General features: G+C 65.9%; 3 protein-coding genes and 2 pseudogenes. 2 read left to right on the forward strand and 3 right to left on the reverse strand.

What is annotated here, in order from left to right; genetic code table 11:
* Positions 1-320: pseudogene (locus AB0H57_RS32120) on the forward strand (hypothetical protein); the annotation flags it as partial.
* Between the two features lie 355 nt (positions 321-675).
* On the opposite strand, the gene AB0H57_RS32125 reads toward AB0H57_RS32120, so the two are convergent.
* Positions 676-1,557, reverse strand: a complete 882-nt coding sequence (locus AB0H57_RS32125; RefSeq protein WP_357512422.1) for a S1 family peptidase — start codon at positions 1,555-1,557, stop codon at positions 676-678.
* A gap of 638 nt (positions 1,558-2,195) precedes the next feature.
* Here AB0H57_RS32125 and AB0H57_RS32130 point away from each other — a divergent pair.
* Positions 2,196-5,012: an immunoglobulin-like domain-containing protein gene (locus tag AB0H57_RS32130; protein WP_357512423.1), complete on the forward strand. Its 2,817-nt coding sequence runs from the start codon at positions 2,196-2,198 to the stop codon at positions 5,010-5,012.
* 106 nt (positions 5,013-5,118) lie between these two features.
* On the opposite strand, the gene AB0H57_RS32135 is transcribed toward AB0H57_RS32130, so the two are convergent.
* Together AB0H57_RS32135 and AB0H57_RS32140 are read right to left on the reverse strand one after the other, a co-directional pair.
* A complete protein-coding gene (locus tag AB0H57_RS32135) occupies positions 5,119-6,681 on the reverse strand; it encodes a family 43 glycosylhydrolase (protein ID WP_357512424.1) in 1,563 nt (520 codons plus the stop codon).
* A 646-nt stretch (positions 6,682-7,327) separates the two neighbouring features.
* Positions 7,328-7,500 (reverse strand): annotated as a pseudogene (locus tag AB0H57_RS32140) (elongation factor Tu); the annotation flags it as partial.

Here is a 7,500-nt window from a genome sequence, read left to right on the forward strand (position 1 = left end):
TTGCGGATGGCGCGTTGGGTGCCGGCGCGGTTGTCGTGGTGTCCGGGGCCCAGGTCGTTGAAGGTGGATTGTTCGTCGGAGAGCAGGTGCCAGACGATGGTCAGGATGGATCGGCCGACCGCGACGACGGCTTTTTTCTTGCCGCGGCGTCTGGCGAGCCTGCGGTATCGCTCGCCGAGAAACGTCGACTCGATGGGGCTCGTGGTGCGCAGATGCTGCTCCTCGGTCTCGCCGGCTTGCTCATCGCCGTCGCCAGCGCGCTTCTACCGGCCGGCTGGGCCGCCCGCACCCGCACCGCCGCCGCCCTGCGCACCGAGTAACCGCCTCCCACACCCATCCGAGCCGAGGGCCCTGGGCGACCTTCGCTCTGACGGCGCCCATGCTCGGCATGAGCACCCATGCCGAGCATGGGCGCCGTGTGTGTACGGATCCCCCTCAGACACCGATTTGCAGCATCCATGCTGTGTTTCGCGTACTGGTGGTCAAGCGTGCTTGACCACGCAAATCTCAGCGCGGCGACTCCCTCGATCGGCCCAGTCTCGATCGGGGTGATTGTCGTGGCTGATCGTTCCGTGCAGCCTCGGGTTCCGGTCACTCGGTTGGACGACGGAGCCGGTGACGGCATGGAGGGCCCCGGCCACGGCCCGGGCCCTCCACATTCGCCTTGCCGTTGGATCAGTAGATGGTCACGCCGTACGCGTTGGCTGCTTCGCGTACGGGCTGGAAGAAGGTGGTGCCCCCGGACCTGCAGTCGCCGCTGCCGCCGGAGGTGATGCCGAGCGCCTTGGTGCCGTCGTAGAGCGGGCCGCCGGAGTCCCCGGGCTCGGCGCAGACGGTGGTCTGGATCATGCCGCTCACGGTGCCGCCGCCCTTGCCGACGTAGCGGACCGAGACGTTCAGCGCGGTGACCGTACCCCTGTGGGTGCCGGTGGTCGACCCTTTGCGCGTGACCGTCTCGCCGACGAAGGCGTCGGCGACGGTGAACCCGCCGGGGTGGGTGAGGGAGGTGTTGTCGTAGCGGACCAGGGCGTAGTCGTTGCCGGGGAAGCTGGAGCTGATGGTCGGGCCGATGAGCGTGGTGTGGCCGGAGTTGGTGTACCAGGTGCTGGCCACGTTCCCGCAGTGCCCGGCGGTCAGGAAGTAGTAGGTGCTGCCGCTGACGACGTTGAAGCCGAGCGAGCAGCGGTACTGGCCGCCGTAGATGGCGTCACCTGCGGACAGCAGAGGGGCGAAGACACCGGAGGCGCGCTCGATTCGGATCGCACCGGCCTTGTCCCCGGCGCTCTGCTTGATCTTCGCGATCTCGGCGCGGGAGACGCTGCTGTCGGCGGTCACGACGACGCGCCCGGACGCCTCGTCCACGTGCCAGGCGATGCCCTCGACGCCCGACCGTTGCACCGCGCCGCTCGCGGCGGCGAGTTGCCCGGCGCTGTAGGCCTGAGGGGACGCCGCTGCGGCCGTCGCCGGCGCGAATGCGGCGGTGGCGAGCAGGCCGACGCTAACGGCGAGCAGTTTGGATCGGAGGACGTGGCGGCGGGTAGGGGGTGTGAGGCTCACTGTCTCCTCCTCGGAGGTGATAGGACCAGATGGGTGGTGGCCCCGTGAGTCGCCGTCGGGTGACGCATCGCTGCTGGTGAGTCCATGTCGTCCTCCCGACGCACGCTTCCGCCAGTATCGGCGCGCATCAATCGATCCGCAAGATGCATCATCGTGGATGAACGCCTCCGCGTCGTTCCGCTTCAGCCTCTGACGGCTTGGCCGGGGTTCAGAAGCCGAGGAGGAACAGCAGGCCGGCGGCGACGAGTCCGGCTCCGACGAGTCGGACGAAGAGGCGGTCCCTGATCCCGGGCACGGTTCGTTGCCAGCCGAGGCTCCGGCGAGGGTGGTCGCTGCGAATCCGGCAGACCAACCGACATGGCGCAAATTGCCACCAGGTTTCCGCCAAGCTTCGCAACGACGCATCGTCTCGTTGACCTGGCACTACGCCGAAGTTAGCGTTAACAACCCTCGTCCACTTCAGAGGGAGCCCCACACCGGTCAAGGAGGATCAATTGAGATTGCGACAGCGAAGGTCACGTCCCAGGCTGAGTCGGAAGGGTAGCGGTGTCGCGGTCCTGGCACTGGGTGCGCTTCTCTCGGTCTCGTTCGCACCGACGCCCTCGCACGCTGCCGACGAGCAGCTCAACGAGGGTCTGGTGCACCACTTCGCCCTCGACGAGACCAGTGGGACGACGCTGGTCAACTCGGGTAGCGCCGGCTCGGCGGCGAACGCCACGCTCGTGAATCCGGAGAAGGCGACCTTGACCGGCGACGGAGTCAGGTTCAACCCCGACTCGTACGAGAGCGCCCTCGACGGTGCGTACGTGGCGCTGCCGAACGACATCACTGCCGGCATGTCGAACCTCACCGTCGACTATGACGTGTGGATCGACCCGGCGAACGTCGGCGAGCACCAGATGTGGAGCTTCGGCCGCAAGTCCGGCTCGTGCGACGTCGACACCGGCGCCCAAGGCTCCATCTTCGCGTCGAACACCCAGCGGTTCCGCGTCGCGGTGGGTTCGACGAACCTCCAACAGAACCGTGTCCGCATGCTCGAGGGAGCGTGGACGCACGTCACCTACGCCCAGTCACTGAACTCGAACGGCACGAGCTGGACCGGCAGGCTTTACCTCGACGGCGTGCTGCACGCGACGTCAACGAACCTGACCACGGCGCCGTCGGTGAACGCCGCAGGGACCAACTGCAACTTTCTCGCTCGCTCGCAGACGTCGGGCCACTACTCATTCCGCGGAACGATCCGGGACTTCCGGGTCTACGACCGGGCAGTGAGTCTCGACGAGACACTCGCCCTGGCGGAGAAGACCGTCTCCGCTGGCGTTCGCGCCGACGCCGCCGCCATCGACCTCGGCCTGACCAGTGCAGTCGTACGCGACATCGTTCTGCCCAAGGTGGGCTCCGTGGCGGGCTCGGCCATCACGTGGACGAGTTCGGATCCGTCGGTCGTCGAGGTCTACACCCCGCCAGCCCTCGCCAGCGCACGCAAGGTTGCGGTGACCGGGAGGGTCACCCGACCCGCGCAGGGGCAGCCCGATGCGACAGCCACGCTCACGGCGACTGTCCGCAAGGGCGCCCAAGAGGTCACCACACGGGAGATCCCCGTCGTGGTCAAGGCAGAGTTCGACGACGCGCAGGCGGTCGACCGTGACACGTTCGACCTGACCCTGTACGCCACCGACGACGTACGCGGAAACCTCGACCTCGCCGCCAACGGCGAGTTCGGGTCCACGATCACCTGGAAGTCGACCACCGACCTCGTCACCCCGACGGGTGAGGTGACCCGCCCGGCCTTCGGCCATGAGGATGTTGCCGCCACCCTGACGGCGACCATCACCAAGGGTTCGGCCTCGAAGACCAAGTCGTTCCCGGTGACCATCACCGCCATGCCCCGTTCCGAGGAGCACGAGCGGTACTTCATGGGGTACTTCAAGGGCGAGGGAATCGCCGACGGCGAGCAGATCATGTTCGCCACGTCCAACGGAAACACCGCTCTGGACTGGACCGGTCTGACCGGAGGCCGGCCGTCGCTCATCTCCCAGCTGGGCGACCAGGGCCTTCGTGACCCGCACATCGTCCGCTCACCCGACGGCGACACGTTCTACATGATCGCCACTGACCTGAACTGGTACGACCAGGGCGGATACGCCATCAACGACACCCAGTACATCGAGGTGTTCGAGTCGCACGACCTCGTGAACTGGACTCCTCAGCGGCACGTGAAGGTCGCCCCCGACAACGCGGGCAACGCCTTCGCACCCGAGTCGCTGTGGGTCGAGGAGATCGGCGCCTACGCCGTGTTCTGGGCACAGTCGCTGTGGAACAACCCCGTGAACCGCACCGGTCAGGGGAACGCGCAGATGTGGTACGCCACGACGCGCGACTTCCAGACGTTCTCCGCTCCCCAGGTCTGGCAGGACCCGGCGCCTCTGTCGCGGATCGACACGACCGCGATCCGGGTCGGTGACAACTACTACCGGGTGACCAAGAACGAGGCTGGCAACCAGGGCTCGGACATCTTCTCGGAGAAGCACACCGACTTCCTGGACAGCAACATCAACAACTGGACGTTGGTCGCTCCGGCTCTGGGGCGCACGACGTGGGTCGCCAACCAGGGGTACGAGGGGCCGGTCATCTTCAAGGCCAACCCTGGTGACACCTCCTGCCCCGGCCAGTTCTACCTCTGGGGTGACCGGTACACGAACGGTGGTGGCTACCAGGCCGCGTGCCACGAGAACATCGAGGCTCCGACCTGGAACGCCAAGGCGATCACGATGACGAACGCGGGTGTCGTCCGTCCGCGTCACGGCACCGTGATCCCGCTGACCCTCCGCGAGTGGAACGACATCCGCGGGATCCCGAACAGCGACGTCACGACCACCACTGAGGTGGCTGTCGAGCCGTACGCGAGCGGGGCCCAGACGACCACGGCCACCGCCACAGTCAAGGCGGCTGACGGGTTCGAGACCGGCGGCCAGGTGCGGTTCAGCATCGGCTCGTGGTCGGAGCTCGCCCAGCTGGAGGACGGCACGGCCACGGTCACGCTGCCGACGGGCCTGCCTGCGGGTACCCGGACGGTCAAGACCGAGTACCTCGGCTTCGACTACCTGAAGGCGTCGGAAGGTACGGCGTCGTTCGAGGTGCCCGCCGGCCCGGCCGCCGTCAAGGTCCAGGCGAAAACCGCGCCGGCGTCGGTTGTCCGCGGGGACACGTTCAGCCTGAACGTGACGGCTGGGCCCGGGGGCGGGCAGAAGCAGAACGCTCCGACCCCGACCGGCGAGGTCACCGTCACCTTCAGCGGCACTGTGCAGGTCGTGCCACTGGCGGACGGTAAGGCCGTCGTCGAACTGCAGACGGCCGATCTGCAGCCCGGGGACTACCGGGTCCACGTTGCCTACTCCGGCAACCCGACCTACCAGCCCTCCGCCGCCAACTACCAGGAGTTGACGGTGCGGTAGCCAGCAGAGGCACCCCGAGGCGTGCGGAGATGCGCCACAAGAGGGAGCGGGCGAGATCGACTGATCTCGCCCGCTCCTTCACTGCACAGCGACCCCAGCAACCGGACTACGGGGTGATCATGCCCTTTGAAGCGACCAGGTTGTAGTTCTCCCCGAACACGTTGAGCTCGTGGATTCCGACCTTGACGTTCTCGGTCGTACCCAGGACCTTCAGCCTGACCGCGTTCGTCAGCACCCGGTCGAAGGTGACGTAGTCAGCCGTGTACGCGGTGGTGTTCGTGCTCCTGTCGACCAGCGTCCGCCACGTGTTGGTTGGGATGTCCTTGTACTCCAGCGTGTACTGCACGGCGTTGTCCTTGGTGAACGTGCGGCCGAGCTCCTTCCACTGGATCTGCGCAGCAGAGATGTGGAAGACCGTCCCGAAGCCCCTGATGTACGTGGGCGCGGTGTCCCTGTCAGCCGGCTCCCACCAGGTGGAGAGGGACCGGTCCCCTCCGTAGTACGGATTCCGCCCGGGGGCATAGCTGCTCGCCCAGTACGCCTGGCTGTTGGTAGCCACATTGTAGAGCCCGACGTCGTCCGTGCCCGAGATCTTCTTCCCGGGGGCCAGTTGCGGCGTGTTGGACAAGTCGCAATCGATTGCTCCCTGTTGCGGGCCGGCCGGAATCACGTTGCAGATGTCCATTCCCAGTCGTCGCTCGAAGAACTCCTCGTATGCGATGACGTAGGTGTAGAAGAACACCAGGTTACCGGAGCTGTCGATTACGAAACTGCCGTGCCCGGCGTTCGGATATACCGCACTGGGGTGGTTGTTTCCGTAGCCGATCGGGTTCTGCTGCGTTTCCTTGAACCCTGAAAGCGGTTTGTCCGACGACATGACGCCCGTGGCGTACGTGGTGAACTCCGTGCCACCGGACGCGACCGAGAGGTAATACGTGTCCCCCACCTTGAACAGCTGCGAACCCTCCACGTACCCGTGCGTGTAGGTCGCCTTGTTGTCACCGATGTGCTGCCACTCCTGGCGCGGATCAAAAGTCCAGAGCACGACCGGGTCGCTGATGAGCTGCCGAGGATTGTTCGGGTCGAGTTCGGCGCCCATGATCGGCGAGCCGATGTTGTACGTCAGGTACAGCCGACCGTTCGTGTCAAGGAAGAACTGCACGTCGCCGACGCTCAGGGTCTGGCCGGTCGGGCGCAGGAAATTCCCCATGCTGGTCCACGGCCCAGTGGGCGAGTCCGCTTGATAGACCGGCGTGTTGTTGCCGGCCATGTAGAACTTGTCGCCGATCTGCGCGACGGTTGGTGCGACCAGGCCCAGGTTCATCTGATGGGGCGTCCACGTGAGGTAGTCGGTAGTGGACCAGACAGTGCGGTTGTTGTTCGGTGCGTTCTGCATGGCACCGGATGCGTAGAGATAGATGGTCCCGTCGACGTTCAGCGCGGACCAGTCCGCCCCGGTCCGTGCCGAGTTCTCCGAAATCCTGGTAAAACCGACGGTGGATCGGCTCGCGAGAGTCCGCCCGGACGCTGCCGTCCACGTCTCCAGGTTCAAGCTGGCGGGAATTTGCGATGTGTTGGCAACATTCGTGTCCGTGGGCGGCATCGTCCCTACGATGTTGCGCACCGCCATCCCGGGCAGATTGATGGGGTTCACATATGTCTGGGCCATGTCGACACCGGCCAGCGGCACCTTGGCGGACGGGGTTCGGGGTCCGACGCCCTGCGCCCCTGGCTGTACGGGCTTCTCAGCCGAGGCCGGCACAATCGGTGCCAGTTGGCCGACCCCTACTCCTACCGCGAGGGCAAGGCCAATAGCTGCTAAACCTCGACGTCGCTTCCCAGCGGTCCCTTCGATAACCATTAGGTCCTAACCTTCCGTCTGGGCTGCGTTAGCGCTAACAACGGGCGGAAGTGCCCGACTTTCCGGTGTAACCGGCTTGGCGTGGTTAGTTGGTGGTGCTGGCTGTGAGGCAACCTTCGAAGGTGATCGCGAAGGGTGTTGGGGGCGGGCTTCCAGCGCACACGTCCATTTGGCTCGGCCTCGTCCGGTGGGGTCCAATGACCGAGCACCCCTGTTAGCGTTAACAATGTTGCGGCGATGTTAACGCTGCCGTCTGGAGTGTGTCAAGAGCGTCAATGCCACGTGGACTAAGCCGATCATGGTGTTGGGCTGGGCGTTTGTGGTGGTTGCGGAGCTCCCCTTCTGCCGCAGTTCGCCGTTGCCCGTGAGCCAGACGTCGAGGTGCTCCGGGCCGGTACCTGGTCGGCGCCTGTGGAAGGGCTCCTCGGCACCGAGGAGCCCTTCCACGCGCGGCTCAGTCGAGCAGTTCGGTCACCGTGCCGGCGGCCACCGTACGGCCACCCTCCCGGACGGCGAAGCCGAGCCCGACGTGCATCGCGACCGGCTTGCCGAGCTCCACCGTGATGTCGACGGTGTCGCCGGGCAGGACCATGGTCACCTCACCGAGGTCCACCGATCCGACCACGT

It is taken from the genome of Micromonospora sp. NPDC050686 (genome assembly GCF_040654475.1).
Taxonomy (GTDB): Bacteria; Actinomycetota; Actinomycetes; order Mycobacteriales; family Micromonosporaceae; genus Micromonospora.